Raw genomic sequence first — 18489 nt, forward strand, 5'->3', positions numbered from 1 at the left:
TCACAAATTTCACCTAAGTGAAGACCAAAAGGGGCGACTTCCTTGACAGGAGGACGGGAGGAATGTCAGCGGACGGGCACCCCGCCAGGCAGGCTGATGCGCCCCTCGATGCACTCGGCGACGCGGCCGCCGATCCAGAGCGCATCACCCTCGCGCGCGACGTGGATGCGGGCATCGCGCCCCAGAGCGCGGCCCTGTGCGATCACGTAACGGTCGGGAGCCAGGCCGGCTTGTGCAAACCACACCGCGATGCCGGCATTGAGGCTCCCCGTGGCAGGGTCTTCCAGCATCCCGCCAGCGAACACCAGTGCCCGCACTTCGAAAGCGGTGTCGGGCGCCGGCCCGCCGTTCGCCACCACGCCGATCTTCAACCCGTCCAATGCGACTGGATCGGGGCTCAGGCGGTGCAGGCGCCCCGGCTCCCGCAAGAGCACCGCGCACCAGCCTGCGCCGTTATCGACCCAGCGGGCGTCCACAAGATCGTTGACGGCCAGCCCCAGTCCCGAGGCGATGCGCTCGCGCAGCGGCGCTTCGAGCGGTGCGTCCGAACGCAGCGGCGGGGCGCGGAACGACAAGACCCCGCCGTCGCGCCGTATCGGCACCAACCCTATGCCGCACTCCTGGACGATCTCCGTCGCCTTCGGTTGGCCGCCGGCCGCAAGCCAGGCATGACAGGCACCGAGGGTCGGATGTCCCGCGAACGGCATCTCGCCGCGCGGCGAAAAGATACGCACCCGGTAGTCCGCCCGGGGATCGGACGGCGACTGCAGGAACACTGTCTCGCTCAGCTGGGTCCAGCGCGCCAGGGCCGCCATGGTCGCGTCGTCGAGGCTGTCCGCGTCGAAAACGACCGCGAGGGGATTGCCACCCAGCGGGCGGTCGGAAAAGACGTCGAGCTGGCGGAAGGCGTGCCGGGTCATGGGCGATCAATGCGATACGGACGGCGGGCTTGCCATGACCGAGGAGAGTAGCAACGCCCCACGATTCACTTTCACATAGGCGGACGCCACGGGCTCGAGCTTCCCGTCCTTCAGCCGCCAGGCCGATACCAGCCAGTCGTCGTTGATGCGCCAGCCCACGTGTCCGTGCCCGATGAATCCGAGCAGCGTCTCGCCGCGGAAGTCGATGGGGAAGAAGCTGGCTTCCGGCCCGTAGCCTTTCATCTGGGCGTCGGCGATGTTCGCGCCAAACGCGGGCAATTCGGGGTAAGCGCTGGTGTCGCCCTTTGGCGCGATGCCTTTCGGCGCCCTGGCCGCCGCGACCATGGCGTCGTAGGCACGCTTCGCATCGCCCGTCAGCCGGCGATCGAGTGTGCCGGGTAGGGGGCTGCGGTCGTAGCGCGCGGCGGCGGTCATCGCGGCCGTGGCGAAATCGTCGCAGGGCGATTGCTTCGGCGCGCATGCGCTGCCAAGCGGCGACAGCGAGTGGTCGAACCGGAGGACCAGGCGGTTGCCGGGGCCGAAGCGCTTTCCGTCCCAAGGGCTGACGTCGAGATTCATCTCGTCCGGCGAGGGATTGGCGAGCACGGTAGCAAGCACGTCGTCGCCTACCTTCGCCATGCCATGCTGCGTCATGCAATCGCCGTCCCACGCCGCGGGCACACCGACCGCGATGGCTTTCTTGCCTTCAATGCGAAACGGCGCCTCCGTCCAGCAATGGGCCGTGCCGCCCACGGAATACAGGGAACTCACCGGGCTCCCCGCCAGCTTCCGGTATCCCGACGAGGCATCCAGCTGACCCAGTGCCTCGCGCATGCGCGCATCCGGTTCGTACGGAAAGCCTTTGGCGTCCTGGATGGGAACGTCGGTGGCGACGGTGACGGGCGCCCCGACCTTGGCGAGGTCGGCCAGCACGTCGTACGAACCCGCGGGCAGGCGCGACAACGCACCCTGCAACCTGTCGACCGGGCTCGGCGCCTTGGCATCGAGCCCCTGCAGGAAGTCGATACGCGCCTGGTATTGCCCGATATCCGCAGGCAGCGGCTTGCCAGGGTTGTCACCGAGGAAATCCACCATGGCGGCGTCGCGGCCGGCAAGCCAATGAAGCTGGTCGAGTTTCAGCGCATCGCCCTTTTCCGGATGGGTCTTCAGCGCCGCGCGGAACACCTCGCCGAGCTTTCCGTCCAGTGCGGACACCTTCGGCGAGGCACAAATCGCTTTTTCGGCAAGAGTCGAAGCCTTGCCGCAATCGAAACCGGCGGCGGCGCACGCGCCCGCGGCCAGCAGCAAAGGGATGCCCAGCAGTCCCTGTATCGTCTTCCTCACGCGCTTTCCTCCATCAAAGCCGGGCCTCCGGCGGTGGGGGACATTTTAAGGGGCGAGGCTGAAGCACACCTGCGCGGCGAGGCTGCGCTATATTCGGCCCGCCAAACGGCGAGCGGGGGGCTCACCATGGAAGCGATCGACGGCGCCGCCCAGCGGCGCGAGCAGAAGTGCATGCGGGAGCCGATGCGATGAGTACCGGATTCAAGCCCGTGGATCATCGCTACGACGACGCGCTGAGCCGCGTGTCCTGGGACGCCTTCGAACGCCTCGTGGCGGAGCATTACCGCGGCCTCGGCTACGAAGTGGTGCATACCGGCACAGGCGTCGGCGCGAATCGCACCGACGGCGGCATCGACCTGAAGCTGCTGCGCGACCAGGAAACGGTGGTGGTGCAATGCAAGCACTGGAATTGCTGGAAGGTGCCGCATAACGACGTGCACCAACTCATCGGCGTGATGCACACGGCGGGCGCGACGCGAGCCATCGTGATCACGTCGGGCGAATTCACCCGGGCCGCTCTCGAGGCCGCGGAGAAGTTCCCGCACATACGACTGATCGACGGCAAGATGGTCCGGGCCATGCTCGGCCCGGTGGAGGAACCCGCCATGCCGCACGCGACCATGGACGCGATGCCGTCATGGACCCGGCATGCGCGCAGCCCGCGACGAACAAGGGCGAGCCGCGGGCCGATCTTTGCCGCAACCGGCGCACTCGTGACGTTGGCTGCCGCAGTGGCCATGCTTTACGGCTACTACGACCGCGAAATCCATCATGCGCAACTCAAGGCGGTGCGAACCGCCCTGTCCCGTATCGATCAAACGGCGCATTCGGCCCGGTCAGCGCCACTTTTCCCGCCAAGGGCATCGAACAACCCGATGAGCACCCTCAACGGACACCCGGCCATCGTGCACGATGCTCCGATGACCAAGACCGATATCGCGGAGTGGGAGAAGAAGAACGCCGAATCGATGCGCATCCTGGAGAAGACGACGCCGTCGTTGCCTTGAGCGACGCCTCGAGCGAGTCTTTCTGTGGGAGCCGGCTGTGCCGGCGATCCCGCGGCAGCGGGCCGGCATGCCGCAAGCACCCATCGCCGCTGAAGCGGCTCCCACAGAAACCCCGCTGCTCCGGGTGGAGCCCCGGTGCTTTTCTTTCTCAGAAAACCCAGTTCAGACTCAACCGCGCCGACTGGTCTTTCGCGTCGCCTGCGAACTGGCCGACGTACGACGCATCGATGGTGACCGCCGGTGCCGGCTTGAAACGCAGGCCCAGCGTGGCCACGCCGGCGTTGTCGGCTATGGGCGTGCCCGCCACCTGGAATGCATCCCCGCCGGTGGCGAAGCGCTGCCGGCTCAACGTATCCGTGTCACCCCAGGCGTGCTGCCAACCCACGCTCGCGAACACGCCGATGCCGCCATCGGCCGAGAGTTCATGACTGCCGCGCAGGCCCAGCGTGGCGAAGGTCTGCGCGCTCTTGCCCCCTCGCACGTCGAGCGCGGCATCGCCGCCATGCTCGTGCAAGGCGTCCGTGCGCAGCTCCTGCCGGGCCACGTTGAGGTACGGCGCCAGCGACGCGTGGTCGAAGCGGAACGCATAGGCCCCCTCCACGAACACCTGCGCCGAGCGCGCGCGCGTGTCGCCATTCAGCCGTTCGTTCAGATCGTCGGCTTCGGCCGTGCGATGCGTGTCGATGTCGCGATGACTATAGAGCGCCCCAGCCTGCAGCATCACGTTGCCGTAATGGCCGCTGCCATAGATGCCAGCGGTACGTGTGTCGCCACTGGCGGAATCGGCGCGAGCCGAAGCCGACACATGGCCCGTACCAAGCGCGAAGCCGATGCGCGTATCGGCCGCCACGCCGGTATCCGCGCCGACCAGCACGCCGCCGCCATTTGTGCGCAGTCGTGCTGCATTGCCATCACCGTCGTGGTTGCCCCAGTGGCCCCACGCGGATGCCCAGGCGGCTGTGGCGTCGCCGGTGCCATCGGCGTACTGCGTGAGCAAGTGCTGGTTGATCGCATCGCGCTGGTAACGATCGTCGTCCGCGATCGCCCCACGCAGGTTCGCATGGATCTCGCCCGAGAGCGTGTCGAACGCCGAGCGCGCCGCCGCGGCGTCAAGCCGCAACACCGCTCCATAAAGCACCGAGTCCTGATCGAGCACTTGCAGCACGCCCGCGGTGGCACGCTGGTTGCGCGTGCCCGCTACGTCCAGGAACGAGACATCGTTACGACGGAGCGTGAGCTTCACTGCGTTCGCCGCGTACGACAGCGTTGGCGTGAGGAACGCGAAATTCGACGACACATCGCCGAAGGTGCCGTCGACACCGCCCGTCGCGGAAAGGATGGTGTACGTAGTGGCGACGCTCCAGTGACCACCGGTGCCCAGGCTGACGACGGGGCCACCATGGAGGATGGCCCTCCCACCGACCGCCACGGAGTCACCCTGCCCCGCGTCCGATACATCCACGGCATAACGGGCGCCGGCAGCCACATCGAGATTGCCGTTGAACGTGAGCGTGCCGATGGCGCCCGAGCCGCCTGGCGAGAGTTCGCTGCCCGAGGGCAACGCGACGCTGCCGGCCGTGCCGCTGCCGGCGAGGATGGTGCCGCTGGCCATGACGAGGTTGCCGCCGAGCGAACCGTCGAGCCACAGCGCGCCGCCGTCGATCGTGGTCGTGCCGGTGAAGGCGCTGCTGTTGCCGGTGAGGCGCAGCGCATTGCTGCCGAGCTTGCGGAACGTGCCGGTGCCGGACATCGTGCCTGCGTAGGTGACATCGTCCGAGCGGTCGAGCACCAGCGCGCCCTGGTTGGCGATGTTGAGCGGCAAGGTGCCGCGCGTACCGCCGTCGCCCACATGCAGCGTGCCGTCGGCGATGGTGATGACGCCGGTGTTCGCGGCGGTACCGGTCAGTACGAGCGTGCCGGCGCCGGTCTTCGTAAGTGAGTCTGCAACCGACGCGACGCCGAAACCCATGGGAGCGCTGTCGGCGATGTCGCCCGACAAGGTTGCCGTCTGGCCCGCCGCCACGTCGATGCCGGCTTCGCCCGCGAGCCTCACGGTGTTCGCGAGCGACATGTCGTTCGCTCCGAAAGCCAGTGTGCCGCCACTCAGCACGAGATCGCCGGTTCCGATGGCACCGTTATCGCCAAGCCGCAGGGTGCCGTCGCTGAGCCAGGTGGTACCGCTGTAGTTGTTCGCGTAATTCAGCACAAGCGTGCCCGCGCCCGACTTCTGCAAGGAACCGGAACCGGTGATGGCGCCGTTCCAAGTGAACACGTTGGCTGCGTCGGCTACATCGAGACCGCCAATACCGGCCAGCGACAAGGCTCGGTCGGTCGACGTATACGACGTGCCGGTGATGCGCAGCCCGCCACCGCCCATCGTCACTGCGTTTGCGGCATCGCCGAGATTGGCGTCGTCGCTGGCGGAAACCAAACCACCGTTGATGGCAAGGCCACCGGAGAATGTGTTGGCACCATTGAGCACCAGCGTGCCCGCATCCGCTTTTGTGAAGCCCTGCGTACCCGCGAGCACCGAATCGATGGTGGCGACGTAAGCCTGGCTCGCGGCGGTACCGTCACCCACGCGCACGATGACGGGGCCGCCCGACGCCACGAGGTTGAGGGAATCACCCGTCACCCGATAACCGTCGCTCAGGAACTGCATGCCGGTAACCGCCACCGCACCCGCGGTGCCGTCGACGGTGACCGTGCCCTTCGCGCCGCCGAAAATGGCGAAGCCGGGCTGCGGGGCCATGGGCTCCGTGAGGCTGCCCTGCGCATCCGTCCACGTGGGCGAGGTGTTCGACCAGGTGCCGTCGCCGCCACCCATCTGTGTGGGGCTGGCGAGATGGTTCGCGTTCCAGTAACTCAGCGTGGCGTTGGAGTAGTCGATCAGGTTGATCTGCTTCTGGCCGGTCAGCGTCTGCAAGGTGACGAGGTGTCCGGCAGGCTTGCTTCCGAGGAGGATGCCGCCGTTCGTCTCGGTGAGCGTGCCGCCGTAGGAAAAGAGGTTGTACACGCCGGGGCCCATGCCGCCCGCATCGGCGACATTCAACGTGACACCGTTCAAGGCGAGGTTGCCACCCACGACCACCTTGTCGCCCGCGCCGCTGGCACCGAACTCGGCGTCGAACACCGTGCCCTGCGCCATGCTGAGATCGCCGTCTACCGTGAGCGTGCCCACCGAATTGCCGGGCGACAGCGCGCTGCCGCTGGCCATGGTCACGCTGCCGCCGATGCTGCCGTGACCGCCGAGCGATGCACCGCTGGCGACAGCGACGCCACCGCCGAGGCGAGCGGTGGAACCCGCCGTTCCGCCGACCACGAGGCTGCCACCCAGTACCGAGGTGGAACCCTGGAACAGGGAACCGTCGCCGTCGTAGACCAGCTTGCCGGCACCGTACTTCGCGAGTGCCCCCGTTCCCTTGATGGCGCCGTCGAAGGTGGGATCGTTGCTGCGATTGAATGCGAGGGTGCCGCTGACGGTGGTATCGGCGTCCAGCGCGCCGGTGGCGCCGCCGTTGCCTACGGTGAGCGTGCTGCCCGTATCGATCTGCACGCCGTTGTTGCCGGCCAGCGCGCCGTCGGAACGAAGCGTGCCGGTGACGGTCACTCCCTGTGCACCGCTGAAAGTAACCTTCTGCGAGGCATACACGGTACCGGTCACGGTCAGCGGCAGGATGTCGGCGATCGAGATCGTGGTCGCGGTGATCGAGCCAAGCGTGGCGATCGCATTGCCCGCGCTGTTCAGCACCAGGTCTCCGCCCACCGCGCCCGATAGCGTCCCTGCCGTGACGCTGCCGGCCACCTGCTGGACCGACGACTGCGCACTCAGCGTCAGCGTCGACGGCGTGCTGACGTCACCGGCAAGCACGACCGAGCCGTCGCTGCTCACCGTGGCGTCGCTGCCTGCGTGCAGCGCCCCGATGGGCAGACTTCCGGCGGAACTCACGTCGATGGTGTTACCCGTCAACGTGAGCATGCCGCCAAAGACGTTGCCGGCATTGCCAAGGTCGATATCGCCCCCGGCTTGCACCGTAAGACTGTTCAGGCCGGTGACCGCGCCGGCGAACGTCACCGCGCCGGTGTCGCTGACGATGGTGGTGTCATTGGCGAGCGACACGGGCGTGCCGTAGTGCTGCAAGCCGGTCGTGTGAAGGGTGCCAGACAACGTGGTGCTGCCCAGGTGGTCGAGGTCGAGCGATCCGTCGAGCTGCACGCCCTTCAGGGTAAGGTTCCCGTTGCCAAAGCGGCTCGTGACGGTACCGGTGCCGTCGATGGCGTCGACGGATAGGGTGCCCGCGGTGGACGCAGCCGGCCAGAATTCGACGGCCGCCGACGCGCCGTCCAGTTGCACCCGCTCGAGCGATCCGCTGCTCGAGGAAATCACCTGCGCCGTCGCAGCGTCCGCGAGCTCCACGGCCCCGTTGATGATCGAAGCCGGAAGCATCGACAGCGTGTTGTTCACGCCATTGAAAAGGATGGCCGAAGCGCGCGCTCCGCCGGCGCCCACACCACCCTGGATGGTGCCTGCGTTCTGGATGGTGGAGAAACCCTGCGTAACGATACCGCTGCCGGCGGCACCCGTGCCCGTTGCCGCGCCGCCAACGATCGTTCCGGCATTGAGCACGGAGAGGCCAAGACCGATGCCGCGTATGCCCGCACCCGACTCACCGGCACCACCCGGCACGAGCGCGGCGCCACCCGCACCGCCGACGCCGCCCGTGATCGTGGTGCCCAGATTGGTCACCTGGACATTGTTGGCAGTGACGACCACGCCATCGCCACCAGCGCCACCACCGCCGCCGAACGCCTGAAAGCTCAGATCGCCGGAGCCGCCCGCGCCGCCCGCGCCACCGGTGACCTTGTTACCTGGATCGGTCGGGGGCGTCGCAGCCTGAAGCGTCAACTCCGCACCCGCCGCCGTGATCGCGATGCCGGCACCGCCACCGCCACCACCGCCGCCGCCCGCGCCGCTATTCACCGAGGCGGCGCCACCGGCGCCACCCTTGCCGCCGGTAATGGTGATATTCGACCCTAAGGCGAGATTGGTTTGGGTGATGACGATGCCGGTGCCACCGCCACCACCGCCACCGGCCGTCGCGGAGTCCTCGCCACCGTCGCCGCCCTGACCGCCGACGATGTCGTTACCCACCAGCGTGCCGACAGCGCCACCGCTGCCGCCGGAACCGCCGGGCGTGCCATCGCGGTAGCCGGTGGCGCCCTGCCCGCCCGTGCCGTTCGACGGCTGCGCGCCCGGGGCCGGCGTCAGGACCGTTCCGTTCAGGAGATTGCTACCGCCGCCCTGGCCATTGCCTGCGCCACCCGTTCCCGGGCGGTCGCCAAACCCGAGACCGCCTTGCGCACTGCAAAGGGTGACGTTCGCCAGGGTGCAGGTTTGAGCGAATGCCGGCGACGCAGCGACACAAAGGCCAATGGCGGCCATCGCGGCCCACAATGCGCGATGCCGGGGTGGCGATGCCTCGACCCGTGCCTGGCCCCCTGCCTGCGACGACGCCAGCTCCGAAGCCACCTGCACGACGCGCAGCGCTCCGTTCCACACGAGATGGTAAACGCGATTCATCAGATTTCCCCTGGGCGTAGGCGCCCCCCTGCCAGGGCCGGCGCAATAGTGCGCATCTTAGCGTTGTCGGGGATGGAGAGTCAGTCACGGATGCACGAAGCGAGTCGGAAGTACGAGGTGCTTGCCAGACAACGGCCAGGGCTGAATAGATTCTTGAATAGATCTTTTCCCCGAACGCATAGAGGGATCAAGCACTTGCGGGTCGGCACGCCGGGGGTTTTGAATAGATTCCCCGGCAATTCCGCCCTGCGGATCCCCCCGACCTCTCTCGCGCACGCATGCCTCGTAACGATCACACGCGGCCGACCTCAGCGTGAGTGACTCATGCCCATCTCGGCCTGCTGAGCGCGAACCTGCTCCATCACCTGCTGCTGTTGTAGGTCGTGCTGCTGGATCTGCTGTATTGCCTCCTCGGGGTAAGGGGGCGGGCTCTTCAGATCGATGTGCGCGGGTTGCGTAAGAGCACCCGTACCGACGAACGTCAACGTCCCCTGTTGCTCGTCGAGGCGCGCTTCGACCAAGTTCTCCGCCGTAATACAGCTCTCATGACATACCGCCGTGAATTGGAGCAGGCGGTCCTCCGAGGCATCCGGCACGCGCCTCCCAAGTTCGCTGTAAAGATCGTGGAGGTCGCTTCTCGGATGACGCGGGTCCTGCCAATCGAGGGCCCGCGTTTCTGATGAGGAAAAGGATGCCGGCGCTCCCATTGCGTTGTCGCTTGGATGTCCCGACCGCAGATAGGGCGCATCAGGTTGCCCGATGGAGCGAAGTTCGGTTTTCACAGTGCGATCCACGGCCGCCAGGGTGAGCGGCCCGGCTATGCCGTCAGCCACCAGCCCGTGTCGCCGCTGGAAATCTTCGACGGCGAGGCGAGTGCGGCGACCGTAGTCACCATCAACTTTCAGCTCGCAGCCGGCAGCGTCAACGTAGCCAAGGCGGTTGAGACTCGTTTGAAGTTCCTTGGTAGATGCGTCCCTTTGCGAGACGGATGTGCCGACTTGGTCGACCTCGTGCCCCGCTAGCGCTATGGCACGACGCATCGTCCTTCCTTCAAATACCTCGACAAGAGAGCGTGCGTAGTTTTCATCGGTGGCATAACCAGCTCTTTGCAGGGCATCGGCCTCTCTCGCGAGATCGCCGATTGTGCCTTCATCGAAAAGGCCGGCCTTGGTATATCGAGGATTCTCGCGAAGGAAACGGACGCGATCCGCCATCGCATCCTCTAGAGTCTCGTAAACTCTAAACGGTTGATCGATCCATACCGTTCTTCCCTGTACACGCTCCCATACATTGAACGTCTTCGTCTCACCTTCCCAGCCCACGCCGGCCTTGATGTTGAAGATGTTGTTGGTGCCAGGCAGGACTTTCTTACCCCACCCCGTCTCCTGCGCCGCCTGAGCCAAGATCAGTTGCCAGGACATGCCCGTTTCTTCCGATATCTTCACAGCGGCCGGGTAAAGCCTTGCGATGAATTTTTCCTTCTCGTCCATGACTGCGTAACCCCTTCGCTATTTGAGTCCAGAAGCAACGTTCATCGAAAACGCTTGGACATCATCGGCGTTCAAGTAGCGATATTTCCCAGTGATAGCTATCGAATCGCCCATAATCCGAAAGTTTCCGATGCCCCCGGTGACCCACGCGGAGTAAGCACCGGTGGTCCCGGGAACTTCCAGATCCGCCCAACCTTCGATGGCACCATCCCCATGCTTCATCCGGACAATCCGCAACAAGGTTTGGGAGAGGCTCGACTGAGATTGCGTGTCAATTTGAACAAGAACATAGACCGAACCTCCGCGTTGCAGGCAATGCGTGGCTCGCCCGGCATAGTATTCGGAGGGAATATCTATATCTCTGCGCCAAAGCTCCGCATTCCCGCGCGAAAGACGAACGCGCGGTCTTTGGTTCAAACCATCCTCATCCGACGACGCGCCGACAATACATTCAGTCCCAGCGCCAAGTTGCACGGAAGCGTACCGTTGGAATTTTGGGTATCCACGGTCTTCAATCGGCGAAGGTAATGCCCCGAGTTGGCCAGCGACCGCCCCTCCGGCAACAAGTGCGCCCAAGGCGACAACTGAAGGCATAATCTTGAGATTCATCGAGTTGTTTTCCCTCGTTTCACTATCCGTTCTCGCATTGTTTCCTCTGCTTTTCGGCATCGGCCCAAGCTCCCGCCTGACCCGCTCATTGATGATCGCCACGTCCCGAAGCAACTGCAGGTCGTGCATCGGATCGCGCGTGGCCAGCTTGTGCACCGGGATGAGCGAAGAAGGCCTCGCGCCTTCGCCGTTGAAATCGTCGTCTTCCGCGTTCATCGCGCCCCCCTTCTGTTCTCGCGGGTCACTTCCGCGCTTGCTGTCTCCTGAAGCCAGGCCTTGCCCTGGGCGGTTGCCGGCTTCGCGCACTGGTATTCATCGATCCCGGTCAGCGAGCCGGCGCGCTCGATTCCGGCAGGCGGCAGGCTGGCCCTCTTAAGCAAGCCCTTGTCCTTGAAGAACCAGTTCTTTCGAGCCCGGATCGGTTTGCAGCCCTCGTAGAAGATCAATTGCTCGTCGGCGGGCAGGTCCTTGACCTCCTGCGGCAGCATCAACGCCCGCTTTTCCTCGGCAAAGCTCGTCGACACTTGCCGACTGCCGCCGCCGGTGCTGGTGCTCCGTTGGCGCTTGCGTACGGTCTTGTACCCGAGCATCTCGCTGTACTCGTTCGCGTCCGCCTGCTCGCGCGGCGCGAAAGCCACCTGGGCACCGTGGTTCGTTATGAAGTTCTGTGCGTCGTGGTCGCCGTATGTGGCGCGAAGTTGTGACCGGCTCTGCACGATGCACAGATCGCGCACGCCGTAGCTTGCGGAAATGGAAATGCGCTTGGCCCAGACGTCGACGCGCCCCATGGCCGTGAACTCGTCCATCAGCATCAGCATCTGGTGCCTCAGTTCCGGCTCTTCCCTCAACTGCTTGTCGAGGTTGTTGCCGATGACTGTGCTGAAGAAGATGTTCAGCAGCTTGCTGCTCTCGTCGAGCTTGTTGGTCGGGATGATCACGTAGAGGGATGTCGGGGTCCTCCGCAGGCTGCGGACATCGATATCCGTGGCGTTGGTCGCGGCTGCCAGTACCGGGCTCAGGAACTGCTGCAAAGGTGCCTGCATGGTGGCGATCACCGAGGAGAAGGTGTCGTCCGCCAGACCGACGAGGTTGTTGAACACCGTACGGGTCTGCGGGCTGATGTGACGCCGGCGTGGGTTCTTGAGGATGCCGCCGAGCATCGCTCGGGTGCTCTGCCCGTCCTTGCCGCTGGAGAAGTTGAGGATGCGTTCGAAGCTGGGGAAATCGACCGAACTATTGATCAACTCGATGGAGGCGGCGGGGTATTTCTCATCCCAGCTTTCAAACAGGAACGAGGCAAAGGCTGTGAAGGCAGCACGGCTCTGCGCGGTCCAGAACGGGTCGCCGCCTGGTTGGTCCGGATAGAGGATGGCCGCCATAGTCTGCAGTTCCCCGATGCGCCTGGCCGGGCTCATGCCCGCCAGCAGGGTCATCGGGTTGAATCGATGGGTGTTGCCGTTTTCGTCGTACGGCGCCCATACCCGAACGACCTGCCCCAGTGACTCTCGCCAGCCGCTGGTGGTCTTGTGCAGTTCGCCTTTCACGTCCAGCACCACGACCGAGCCCTGGTAGGTCAGCACGACGGGAATGGCGACGCTGGTGGTTTTACCCGAGCGTGTCGGGCTGATGGTGATCACGTGTTGCGCGCCACCCAACCAGAGGTAGCGCCCCTTGTAGCGCCCGATGAGGATGCTCTCGGGCGTTTGGCGGAAGAGGCCGGCCTTTCTCAGATCCGTCGCGCTGGCGAGACGCGCGTCGCCGTGCGCGGACTCCGACGATTGGCTCCGGAACAGCCCGACCAGCACGGCACACGACACCAGGCCGGGCAGTCCGCAGCCCAGACCGATTCCCAGCTTGATTCGCCAGGCATAGGGCTCATACGCGGGCTGACCTAGCGCGGCGAAGTAGTGCCACGCCGTGTTCCAGTGCAGCGGGTGGCCTTCGATGCCGAGGAGAAGGTAGATGATGTAACCCGAACCATATGCAGCCGCCGCGACAGCGGCGAGCGTTGCAACGACGGCGATTGCCGCCTTCCATGGATGCATGAACAGCACTCCGTGCAGAACGAGGCGCAATGCTCGTCCTGGTAGCGTGTGTTGGCAATACGTGGTTGCCTTGCTGCGCCGTAGGCCTTGCGGCGCAAGGGACGTCGCGATTGGCGCACCCGACGTTGCGCTGCCGTCGGTTGCGGGGATTCTGAAAACGCAGGCGGCTGAGATATATTCCCGTCCGGCCTTGGTTGTCAGGGGGCGACCAGCCCGACAGGGATCACCCACATGGAGCACGAAGGCTCGCTGAGCTTCTTCGAATTGAATCGCCGGCTGGACGCGATGCCGGAGTTCGATGCCGCGGCACCGGGTTCGACCAAAAGAGCCCTTTTCGGGTTTGCCATCTGCCTGCTCGCCTACTTCAGCAGCTTTCTCATCCCGCACCTCTCGTTGCCCGCCCGGGCTCAGGTCGTCGCCCTGTACGCTGCGGTCGCCGTCGAGGTTGTCGGTCTATGTATGACTGTCTGGTATTCGCGCACAGAGTTCCGCGGTGTGGACAAGCCACTGGTCAACTTCGCGAAGCAGTTGGATCACGATCTGCCGCACCACCTCGGACTCGTCGCGTGGCTGCAAAGCCAGCCGCTCCCGTCGCTCGAGCGCCACGCCTCCATGGCTCGCTTTCGCAGGGAGCGCTTCACGCAAAAGCTGCCGCTCATCGCCGGAAGCATTCCTACTCTCGGGCTCATCCCTGTCGCGGTAGCTCTCTACTTCCAGATTCGCGAGTTCGCCGCCGGCCGTCACCCTGGGGCTTTGGACTTCGCGGCCGGGTTCATCATCGTCCTGTTGTATTTCATCTCGTGGATTTCGGCACTCATGAAGTCGCGCCTCGAAACCATGGACATGTACCTGCAATTAGCGCTGGATGCTAAGCGGACGGAGGTCTCCGTCGGTACAGCCGAGGCGGCGTGATCCTCGGCGGCTTCCGCACTTCTCAATCGCTGATACCCGACCGCGGCAGGATGCCGCCATGTCCGAGCTCGAACCGCCCTCTCCTGCACTTTCCGACGACGACGTTCGCTGGCTCATGGTGCGCACCGCGCGATCGCTCGCGCGGCTGTGGGCGCGCCTGGAACACGTCCGCGCGCAGCCGGGACGGCATCCAATGCACCCGCTGTGCGCCAGGGACATCCCTACAGGCGAGCCCTGGCTCCAGGCCGTGGCCCCGAACACGAGTCTGACCGGCGTCATACGCGCGGTGGTCCTGAGTCAGAGCCTCCTCATCGACGCCGCCATCTCTCCCGAGCCACCGGACCGTCGGTACTTCTGCCTGATCGTTCAGCATGTGAGTTGCGGCGCCCCCACGTGGTCGGCGTTCGCGCTGCGCGTGGCGACCAGGCTCGGTGTGACGCTGGCCGCCACGCCGTATATCGAAACCCATGGCGCATCGCTGAACGGCGAGATCTATCGGCTGAACGGAAGCTTCGAGAAGACGGCGCGAGCCGGCACTAATCCTCGTCCCCGTTATCAGGCGCGCTGAGCTGGTGCTCGTAATAGACGTCGATAGGATCGTCGAGGATGGCGTCCTGCTCGGCGAGACGACGCGGATCAGGATTCAGCCAGGTGTCGAGGTATTGCGGCTTGATGGCGATGATGCAGCGGTCGTGCCCGGCCGCCCGGACTTCCGGCGGCGGCGGCCGGCTGATGGCGGCGAAGGAATAGAAGCCGGCCTCGGTTTCCGTCGGTTCGCTATAACGCCACAGACAGGCCAGGAACATCTCCTGCGCCGGCTCCGGACGGAACTCCAGTTCCACCGACGACTCGCGTTCGCCGGGTGCGAGCGAACGATGCTGAAGATCGTGCAGCTTCACCGATTCGAAAAAGCGGCTCGCCACGATCACCGCATGGTTGTAGCCCCACAGCTTCCGCCACACCGTGGACAGGCTGTCGCGCCGGGCCATGTACGTGCCCGGCTTCTCGCGCTCGTCCGCGGCCGTCCAACCCGGAAGCCGACAGCGGTAGCGCATCGGCACCACCCGCTTCTCGCCCGTATCCGGGTCGCGGATCAGGACAGGCGCGTAATGGCCGGGCCAGATGCGCTCGAAGCCGTCCTGGATGGCGAAGTCGTTCACCTCACCGAGCTTGCGGCAGGCCTCGGCGATCTTGTTCGTGGCGATGCGCTTGTCGTTGGCGGCTTTCTTGGTGGGCTTGGGGCCAGCCAGGACCGCCTCGGCACGGGTCAGGCGATCCGTCTGTTCGGCGATCAGCTGCTCCTGAGCCAAGGCGGCGACACGGTAGGCCTCGAGGGCGGCATTCCTGGCCTCCTCGTCTTCTGGCAGGGCCGAAGCCAGGAAGGCATTGCGCATGGCCTTGGGCACGGCGCTCATCCACGTGCCGGCCTCGGTCGCCCAGCCGGCGAGCTCGGCGAAGGCGCGCATGTCGAGCGTGCCGCCGAAGCGTTGGTAGGCGCGGAAGTCGGCTAGGATTTTGGCGGAGTAGCACATGGTCGACATATCAATTGAGGATGTCTCGCGTTGCCGCGCGACGTGCCGCATCGGAACGCCTGACGACCAGACGCTAAAGTTAGCATGCCTGCAGCCGATATCCCCCAAAGGGCGAGGATCTGGTTGGCAGCTAAGTCAGGGAACGAACGAATGCACAAGGCAGTACTGCTCAAGATCGCTCTTCGCGAGCCAGCCGGAGTGGCAGAAGAAGCAAAGGACCAATTCTTCCTTGCGGGAGTCAAGGATGGTCTGCGATGCGCGTGGCCACACGACGATGTCGAGCTTCTACGCTTCTTTGCCGGGACCCATAACGAGCAAGCATTTGCGGTTATCCGCGTCAGCGACACCGCCACGCACAGTGAGGCGTTCCAGTGCGCGCAGGATCACCTCAAGCCATATATTGAGCCAAAATCCCTGGATAACGATGACGCCCGCTATGTTGCGTGGGCCAAGATGGAGGGCAATTCCTCCGTAGAGGGGGTTTCGCGCTTCTTGCGTTCAAACACAACGCTAGACATAGCTCGCTATCGCACCTGCAATGGCAAGCATTGCCTCGCAGATGCTGACGGATTCGCAGTCCTGTCAGCCAAGGAAACGTCGCTCGAACACTTTAGGCGGGTTGTGCGCACTTATGCTCTGGCGGTGGCGTATAGCGAGGCACTTATCTCCGTAAGCCAGGACGCCTCCAGGGTAGCTACTGGAGACGCAGTGCTAGCCGAGCGCACCATGCGTACCCTTACGACCTTCATGGTTGCCCACTATTTCGATCACCCCATTTCCACTCGGACCCGCGAATTACTCGAGTTTTATGCTGTTGCACGCGATCAACTGCGTTTGGTGGAACAGTCACGCGAAACGACTGCGCAGCTAAATCTCCTCAGTCAGGTAGTAAGGGAAGAACGGCGAGATGCGGCACTCGCGGCTCGAGAGCGCGCTCGCGAATTAAGGCGTCAGCAAGAGCGAGACCGCAAAGAGCAACTCCGGCTTGCTCGCCAACGGCAGGCATCTCTCGAGGCACAGATTGAATCGCAGAGGAAGGATGCTGACTCACAACAGGCAAAGCTGCAAAACCGTCTTTCCATTCTCAGTGTAGTTGTCGCCGCGATTGGTCTCGTGCAGATCACACCCACTTCCGTAACTTCGTTCGCCAAGGATTGGCACGCTTTCGTGTCCCCAAACGCGGAACAGGACCATGCGCCACCTGCTGAAATGCGTCAGCTTGATCTGATTAAGAAGAGTGCGACCGAAGTACATGGCAGTGGAGGAGAAAACACCTCGCTTCGTCTTGTGAAGCCACACAGTACATCGAGGCTCAGCGCTAGGAAGGCAAGTTCGCCTCGGGACGACCAAGCCCACCCCCGCTAAGGCGCCAGTGGATGCAGCCTCTTAGCCAGCGCAGCGACAGTCAGATCTTCAGTATCGATCCATAGCAGCGATCGAGTTTCTGCGTGAAGGCCACATGGTCCTGATTGCGCACTTCAAGAGTGCGCAGCTGCCGTCCCACGGATTCGACACGGTCGCGCCACCTCTTTTCCAGTAAGCCGCTTGCGATTATTCTTAATTGCAAGAAGGCTGCTGACTAGTTGAGGGCTTTCGTCGCGCGAAATGGGGGCGCCGTGAAGCAGAGTGAAGTTCGGTTCGCGAATGAAAACATATGGCATGTGGTGCCACTCCCGTTAGCGAGGTCACGTGGGACGGGGCGCCATGAAGTCTGAACTCATCGATCTAACAGCGTTCAAGATCGGCGAACCGTACAGTCGTGCTGAGGTCGCAAGGGTGGGCGCCATATCACCGAGGAATTTCGTCCGCCCCACCGGCATCTCAGAGTTCGCAAACGCAGTGCTATTGTTTGTTACCTTAGAGAAGACGGCATACAGTTACCACGATCAATTCGACGGCGACGTCTTCTGGTGGCAAAGCCAGACACGCCAGTCACAAACGAGTCCGTTACTACGTAGCCTGGCGTCGGGCGAGCGGCAGGCATACCTGTTTACCAGACTGCGTGAAAAGGCTCCTTCGACTTTACCTTTCATTTATTGCGGGCGGTTGTCAGCCCCGCTTATGACCGGTGAGCACCCTGTTACATGTGAGTTCGAAGCATTGGACTTTCTAGACAACCCAACGGGGTCGCTTGCGCAAATTTACAACTGGCGGCCTGCCTCCCTTACGGATTCAGACGAGTTGGAACGTCGTCGCGAGCTACTCACAAGCGACCTCAAAATGACTCGAGCCCGAGGGCAGGGAAGGATGCGAGACTATCGGCGAAGGAGAACGATCGAGAACTACGCTATGGACCTCGCTAAGGCTCATTATGCAGAACTAGGTTACGTCGTTACCGACACCTCCAGCACCAGGCCGTTCGACCTCCATTGCGTAAAGGATGGTCTACATAAGAGGGTCGAGGTTAAAGGCACGCAGTCGGCCGGATCTACCGTAGAGGTCACGACTGCCGAGGTCCAATCCGCCCGGGACGGAGATGGTAGCGGGTACACCACAGATCTCTTTATTGTCCATTCCGTCGCCCTAGACGCAATTCGGGATGAGCTTAAAGCAAGCGGCGGAAACGTAAGGAAAATTGAGAACTGGCGCCCCGAGAACCACCACTTAACACCTACGGTCTACAGATGCCAGGTGTAGATAAATACATGACTGTTAAGCAGGAACGTTTTCGTCACGAATACTCGACGAACCCCGACAGCTCGCGAGCGATAGTTCTTTGCCCTCAGTGAGCGATAACTTCTAGATTGCGACAGCGCCAGAAGAAGAACCAACTTTAAGACAACTTATGCCCTACGTCCCCGACCGACGCCCCGTCTTTACGGCCCGTTCCACCTGAGCGAAGGCGGCGTCCTGCGGCGCTGCATCGGGCACATTTTTGATGGCAAAGGCTTGCTCACACGGTGACCCCGCGAAAAAGCGGAGATACTCGGTGACCTGCCCCCACTGAGCCGTACCACATGAAGCTGTAAAGTCCGTCAATCACGAGGACGGATATGAAGAAGAGTCGTTTCACCACCGAGCAGATCATCGGGTTTATCAAGCAGGCTGA

12 protein-coding genes are annotated in these 18489 nt (G+C 63.7%); 5 read left to right on the top strand and 7 right to left on the bottom strand.

Annotation, left to right across the window (positions count from 1 at the left end; translation table 11 throughout):
- Positions 1-65 precede the first annotated feature (65 nt).
- Both HBF26_RS12025 and HBF26_RS12030 read right to left on the bottom strand, forming a co-directional pair.
- On the bottom strand, positions 66-920 hold the full coding sequence (locus tag HBF26_RS12025) for a PhzF family protein (RefSeq protein ID WP_167126459.1): 855 nt from the start codon (positions 918-920) through the stop codon (positions 66-68).
- Between the two features lie 6 nt (positions 921-926).
- Complete coding sequence (locus HBF26_RS12030; protein ID WP_167126462.1) at positions 927-2264, bottom strand: lysozyme inhibitor LprI family protein; 1338 nt, start codon at positions 2262-2264, stop codon at positions 927-929.
- Positions 2265-2452: 188 nt separating this feature from the next.
- On the opposite strand from HBF26_RS12030, the gene HBF26_RS12035 reads away from it, so the two are divergent.
- The gene (locus HBF26_RS12035; protein WP_167126465.1) at positions 2453-3271 is read left to right on the top strand and encodes a restriction endonuclease; all 819 of its coding nucleotides are present in this window, start codon (positions 2453-2455) and stop codon (positions 3269-3271) included.
- Positions 3272-3419: 148 nt separating this feature from the next.
- On the opposite strand, the gene HBF26_RS19775 is transcribed toward HBF26_RS12035, so the two are convergent.
- From HBF26_RS19775 to HBF26_RS12055, 4 genes are all read right to left on the bottom strand, one after another.
- Positions 3420-8852, bottom strand: coding sequence for an autotransporter domain-containing protein (locus HBF26_RS19775; protein ID WP_167126468.1), 5433 nt, complete (start codon positions 8850-8852; stop codon positions 3420-3422).
- Between the two features lie 308 nt (positions 8853-9160).
- Positions 9161-10342, bottom strand: a complete 1182-nt coding sequence (locus HBF26_RS12045) for a glucosaminidase domain-containing protein (protein WP_167126471.1) — start codon at positions 10340-10342, stop codon at positions 9161-9163.
- Positions 10343-10360: 18 nt separating this feature from the next.
- Positions 10361-11167, bottom strand: coding sequence for a hypothetical protein (locus HBF26_RS12050; RefSeq protein WP_167125572.1), 807 nt, complete (start codon positions 11165-11167; stop codon positions 10361-10363).
- Entirely contained in the window at positions 11164-12996 is a 1833-nt protein-coding gene (locus HBF26_RS12055; RefSeq protein WP_167126474.1) for a type IV secretory system conjugative DNA transfer family protein, read from the bottom strand. The genes HBF26_RS12050 and HBF26_RS12055 overlap by 4 nt, the downstream gene beginning before the upstream one ends.
- 231 nt (positions 12997-13227) lie before the next feature.
- Here HBF26_RS12055 and HBF26_RS12060 point away from each other — a divergent pair, with 231 nt between their 5' ends.
- Complete coding sequence (locus tag HBF26_RS12060; RefSeq protein ID WP_167126477.1) at positions 13228-13908, top strand: hypothetical protein; 681 nt, start codon at positions 13228-13230, stop codon at positions 13906-13908.
- A gap of 58 nt (positions 13909-13966) precedes the next feature.
- Positions 13967-14476, top strand: a complete 510-nt coding sequence (locus HBF26_RS12065) for a hypothetical protein (RefSeq protein ID WP_167126480.1) — start codon at positions 13967-13969, stop codon at positions 14474-14476.
- Here HBF26_RS12065 and HBF26_RS12070 read toward each other — a convergent pair.
- A complete protein-coding gene (locus HBF26_RS12070; RefSeq protein ID WP_240151303.1) occupies positions 14445-15548 on the bottom strand; it encodes an SOS response-associated peptidase family protein in 1104 nt (367 codons plus the stop codon). The genes HBF26_RS12065 and HBF26_RS12070 overlap by 32 nt on opposite strands.
- Positions 15549-15590: 42 nt before the next feature.
- Between HBF26_RS12070 and HBF26_RS12075 the strand changes: the two genes are divergently transcribed.
- A complete protein-coding gene (locus tag HBF26_RS12075) occupies positions 15591-16805 on the top strand; it encodes a hypothetical protein (RefSeq protein ID WP_167126482.1) in 1215 nt (404 codons plus the stop codon).
- Positions 16806-17144: 339 nt separating this feature from the next.
- Positions 17145-18077, top strand: coding sequence for a DUF3427 domain-containing protein (locus HBF26_RS12080; RefSeq protein ID WP_167126485.1), 933 nt, complete (start codon positions 17145-17147; stop codon positions 18075-18077).
- The last annotated feature ends 412 nt before the right edge of the window (positions 18078-18489 follow it).

The sequence above is a fragment of the Luteibacter jiangsuensis genome, assembly GCF_011742555.1.
Lineage (GTDB): Bacteria > Pseudomonadota > Gammaproteobacteria > Xanthomonadales > Rhodanobacteraceae > Luteibacter > Luteibacter jiangsuensis.

Bases quoted from the DNA above. Each gene is read 5' to 3' on its own strand.
- HBF26_RS12025 (WP_167126459.1), bottom strand. From the start codon at position 920: ATGACCCGGCACGCCTTCCGCCAGCTCGACGTCTTTTCCGACCGCCCG.
- HBF26_RS12035 (WP_167126465.1), top strand. From the start codon at position 2,453: ATGAGTACCGGATTCAAGCCCGTGGATCATCGCTACGACGACGCGCTG.
- HBF26_RS19775 (WP_167126468.1), bottom strand. From the start codon at position 8,852: ATGAATCGCGTTTACCATCTCGTGTGGAACGGAGCGCTGCGCGTCGTG.
- HBF26_RS12045 (WP_167126471.1), bottom strand. From the start codon at position 10,342: ATGGACGAGAAGGAAAAATTCATCGCAAGGCTTTACCCGGCCGCTGTG.
- HBF26_RS12050 (WP_167125572.1), bottom strand. From the start codon at position 11,167: ATGAACGCGGAAGACGACGATTTCAACGGCGAAGGCGCGAGGCCTTCT.
- HBF26_RS12055 (WP_167126474.1), bottom strand. From the start codon at position 12,996: ATGCATCCATGGAAGGCGGCAATCGCCGTCGTTGCAACGCTCGCCGCT.
- HBF26_RS12060 (WP_167126477.1), top strand. From the start codon at position 13,228: ATGGAGCACGAAGGCTCGCTGAGCTTCTTCGAATTGAATCGCCGGCTG.
- HBF26_RS12065 (WP_167126480.1), top strand. From the start codon at position 13,967: ATGTCCGAGCTCGAACCGCCCTCTCCTGCACTTTCCGACGACGACGTT.
- HBF26_RS12075 (WP_167126482.1), top strand. From the start codon at position 15,591: ATGCACAAGGCAGTACTGCTCAAGATCGCTCTTCGCGAGCCAGCCGGA.
- HBF26_RS12080 (WP_167126485.1), top strand. From the start codon at position 17,145: ATGAAGTCTGAACTCATCGATCTAACAGCGTTCAAGATCGGCGAACCG.